This is a genomic window from Mesorhizobium sp. M7A.F.Ca.CA.004.06.1.1 (genome assembly GCF_003999135.1).
GTDB lineage: Bacteria > Pseudomonadota > Alphaproteobacteria > Rhizobiales > Rhizobiaceae > Mesorhizobium.
The window spans coordinates 1-549 of sequence record NZ_RZPQ01001390.1 but is presented as its reverse complement, the minus strand read 5'-3'; the positions used below and the strand labels follow the sequence as shown (position 1 = coordinate 549).

Genomic DNA, 549 nt, shown 5'->3' with positions numbered 1-549 from the left:
TTGCCGGGGCCGGCCGAACCGCCAATGCCGACATTGACGGTGACACTCGTCTCGCTGGTGCCGCCAAGGTGGAACGCCTTGGCGTTGCTCGATCCGCCCATGCCGCCGCCGCCGCCCAGCGATTGCGCGACGATGCCTGAGGAGAAATCGCCCTTGGTCGTCAAATTGCCGGTGTTGATCACGTCGACCGCGCCGGAGATATTGCCGGTGCCGCCCCCGCCTCCGACGGTCACGTTGGCCGCAACGTTGACGCCTTGGCCGCCGCCCAGATCGGCGGTCGCGCCGTTGGTCGAGCCGCCATTGCCGCCGCCGCCGCCGATCGACTGCGCAAGGATCGCCGCGCTCATGTCGCCATCCGTCTGCACCGTCATGGCATTGTGGACGAGCACATCGTCGCTGACATTGCCGTCGCCGCCGCCGCCGCCGATGCTGACGGTCGCGTTAACGCTGACATTGACGCCGTAACCGCCAGCCGCCGCCCAGGAATCGCCGCCATTGCCGCCGCTGCCGGCAACCGACTGGGCAAGAATGCCGCCAGCCTGGTAACCC

At 68.5% G+C, this 549-nt stretch carries 1 pseudogene; it reads right to left on the bottom strand.

Annotation, left to right across the window (positions count from 1 at the left end):
* Positions 1-549: pseudogene (locus tag EN906_RS36530) on the bottom strand (hypothetical protein); the annotation flags it as partial.